This window comes from Streptomyces sp. NPDC003697 (genome assembly GCF_053587115.1).
On sequence record NZ_JBSFNN010000165.1, the window covers coordinates 1 to 2,516 of the forward strand.

Below are 2,516 nucleotides of genomic sequence, written 5' to 3' on the forward strand. Positions count from 1 at the left end.
GCCGGAAACTGCCGGGCATGTACCCGGTGCCCGACCCCGGAGCGTCCGCTACGCCCCCAGCACCCGGCGCATGCCCCCCCAGCCGCCCGGCCCGCGCCTCGGGCAGGCCGTCCGCGGCCGCGGCCGGTCCGCTCGTCCCCTCGTAGGCGTCCTCCCAGCCGTGGGCCGCCGCCGGATCGGCGTAGCCCTCGTAGGAGGGGGCGGCTGCGGGCTGCGGCAGGTACACGTTCGGCGGCCCCTGGGGCGCATCGCCCGCCGGAGCCACGCCGTTGACGTCGGGAGGCGTGGACATGACCGGAAAGTGTAAGGACAGCCGGGAGACGCCGGAACGGCCACCCGCGACGGTCACCACTCTTTGGTGTGCCGACACGTCTCACGTGGTGGAAAACACCACCCACGGACCGTTACCCCGCCGTAAGCTCCCCCCATGCAGGTGATCCAGTCGACCAAGCTCGCCAACGTCTGTTATGAGATCCGGGGCCCGGTACTGGAGGAGGCGATGCGGCTGGAGGCGGCCGGGCACCGCATCCTGAAGCTGAACACCGGCAACCCGGCGGCGTTCGGCTTCGAGTGCCCGCCCGAGATCCTGGAGGACATCCTCCGCAACGTCTCGGCGGCCCACGGCTACGGCGACGCGAAGGGCCTGCTGGCCGCCCGTCGGGCGGTCGTCATGCACAACCAGACCCTCGGCATCGAGACCGACGTGGAGCACGTCTTCATCGGGAACGGCGTCTCCGAGCTGATCGTGATGGCGATGCAGGGGCTGCTGGACGACGGCGACGAGGTCCTCGTGCCGGCGCCGGACTACCCGCTGTGGACCGCCGCCGTGTCCCTGTCCGGCGGCACGGCCGTGCACTACCGCTGCGACGAGCAGTCCGACTGGATGCCCGACCTGGCGGACGTCGAGCGGAAGGTCACCGACCGCACCAAGGCGATCGTCATCATCAACCCGAACAACCCGACGGGCGCCGTCTACGACGAGGCGGTGCTCAAGGGGCTGACGGACATCGCCCGGCGCCACAACCTGCTGGTGTGCTCCGACGAGATCTACGACAAGATCCTCTACGACGGTGCCCGCCACACGCCGACGGCCAAGGTCGCGCCGGACCTGCTCACGCTCACCTTCAACGGCATGTCCAAGGCGTACCGGGTGGCCGGCTACCGCGTCGGCTGGATGTCGATCTCCGGCCCGCGGGCCCACGCCGACTCCTACATCGAGGGCCTGACGATCCTGGCGAACATGCGACTGTGCGCGAACATGCCCGGCCAGCACGGGGTGGTCGCCGCGCTCAGCGGACGGCAGACCATCAAGGAGCTGGTGCTGCCCGGCGGCCGGCTGAAGGAACAGATGGACACCGCCTACGACCTGCTCACGCAGATCCCCGGGGTCAGCTGCGTGCGGCCGAAGGGGGCGCTGTACCTCTTCCCGCGCCTGGACCCGAAGGTCTTCAAGATCAAGGACGACCGGCAGATGGTCCTGGACCTGCTGCGCCAGGAGAAGATCATGGTCGTGCACGGCACCGGCTTCAACTGGCCGGAGTCGGACCACTTCCGTGTGGTGACCCTGCCGTCGGTGGGCGACCTGCGGGACGCGGTGGGGCGGATCGGGACCTTCCTGGACGGCTACGGCCAGTCCTGACGCCGGGGAGCACCCCCGGGCGCTCACGGTGCGTGCCCCTACCGCCCAGTTCCGCGAACCGGCTCAACTTTAGACGAGTTCTAAGCTAGGATGGCTTCTGTCAGCGCACAGGAGGCCGTCTCATGTACGAACCGATCCGCTCAGGGCCTTCCCGGAGCTCCGTCCACGACGCGCCGGCCGGCACCGGCTCCGACTTCCCCCACCGGTCCCGTGAGGAGGAGCTGGACATCCAGCTCGCCGGGCACCTGGCCGCGCTGCTCGCCGTCACGGACGAACTGCGCGCCACGGCGCCGTCCGCCGATCTCGACGCCGCGGCCGAGCGGCTCGCCGGGCAGGTGGCCCGGCTGCGGGGCGGGCGCACCCCCGTCCGCGCCTCCGGCTCAGAGCCGCAGGACCCGGCCGCCCTGCACCGGCGGGCGCACGCGCTCGCCGGCCGCGCACTCGTCGTGGCGGCCTCCCGTGCGGACACGGCCGCAGCGATCCTCGCGGCGGAGCGGATGGACGCGCACGCGGCGGCCCCCGCCGCCGAGGCCGCACCCCGGAGCGAACGGCAGCACCTGAGCGGCGCCGCCCACTGATCCGCCGCCCGAAGCGGCCCCCTGACCGGCCTCGGCGCGCGCGCGTCCGCTGCGACGCGCGGACCGGGCGCCATGACACAGCACCGGCGTGGGCCGCCTTTCGAGGCGGCCCTTCTGTCTGAGTTCCTGCCGCGTGAGCTCCTGCCGCAGGAAATCCGGCTGCGCGAGGTCCCGTTCGTCCCCGGCGACGCCCGGCCGGGCATCGCATGGAGAGCATGCGGCAGGTCGCGTCGCACACCTCCGCGCACATGATGCCCTTGCGGCGGACGAGTTCCTGGTCCTCGGTTCCGCCCGGATCG

General features: G+C 71.9%; 2 protein-coding genes and 2 pseudogenes. 2 read left to right on the forward strand and 2 right to left on the reverse strand.

The features are described from left to right. Positions 1-292 (reverse strand): annotated as a pseudogene (locus ACWDNY_RS31305) (hypothetical protein); the annotation flags it as partial. A 135-nt stretch (positions 293-427) separates the two neighbouring features. Here ACWDNY_RS31305 and ACWDNY_RS31310 point away from each other — a divergent pair. Together ACWDNY_RS31310 and ACWDNY_RS31315 are read left to right on the forward strand one after the other, a co-directional pair. After that, the gene (locus ACWDNY_RS31310) at positions 428-1,639 is read left to right on the forward strand and encodes a pyridoxal phosphate-dependent aminotransferase (RefSeq protein WP_451649191.1); all 1,212 of its coding nucleotides are present in this window, start codon (positions 428-430) and stop codon (positions 1,637-1,639) included. 122 nt (positions 1,640-1,761) lie between these two features. Then, on the forward strand, positions 1,762-2,217 hold the full coding sequence (locus ACWDNY_RS31315; protein ID WP_451649192.1) for an SCO4983 family protein: 456 nt from the start codon (positions 1,762-1,764) through the stop codon (positions 2,215-2,217). Between the two features lie 208 nt (positions 2,218-2,425). Here ACWDNY_RS31315 and ACWDNY_RS31320 read toward each other — a convergent pair. Beyond that, positions 2,426-2,516 (reverse strand): annotated as a pseudogene (locus ACWDNY_RS31320) (ferredoxin); the annotation flags it as partial.

Bases quoted from the DNA above. Each gene is read 5' to 3' on its own strand.
- ACWDNY_RS31310 (WP_451649191.1), top strand. From the start codon at position 428: ATGCAGGTGATCCAGTCGACCAAGCTCGCCAACGTCTGTTATGAGATC.
- ACWDNY_RS31315 (WP_451649192.1), top strand. From the start codon at position 1,762: ATGTACGAACCGATCCGCTCAGGGCCTTCCCGGAGCTCCGTCCACGAC.